This window comes from Blautia sp. MCC269, assembly GCF_018785655.1.
In the GTDB taxonomy this organism is placed as follows: Bacteria; Bacillota; Clostridia; order Lachnospirales; family Lachnospiraceae; genus Blautia_A.
This window is the reverse complement of record NZ_WQQE01000067.1, coordinates 1-227: the sequence shown is the minus strand read 5'-3', so window position 1 is coordinate 227 and position 227 is coordinate 1. Positions and strand designations below refer to the sequence as shown.

Sequence of the window (227 nt, the reverse complement as noted above, 5' to 3'; positions counted from 1 at the left end):
TTAAAGAACGGTTTTAACAAACCAAAAGCAGTAAAAACGAGAGATAGCCAAACGGTTGTCTTGAGTAAATGAATCAAACACTTCTTAAGCCTTTGGCTTAATCAGTGTGAGTCGCAATTAAGTTGATGCGAGCATCGCTGAATTGCTAACACATTTTATCAGAGAGTTTGATCCTGGCTCAGGATGAACGCTGGCGGCGTGCTTAACACATGCAAGTCGAACGGGAA

1 rRNA gene is annotated in these 227 nt (G+C 41.9%); it reads left to right on the top strand.

What is annotated here, in order from left to right:
• Window positions 1-155 precede the first annotated feature (155 nt).
• Window positions 156-227 (top strand): 16S ribosomal RNA (locus tag GPK88_RS16720); the annotation flags it as partial.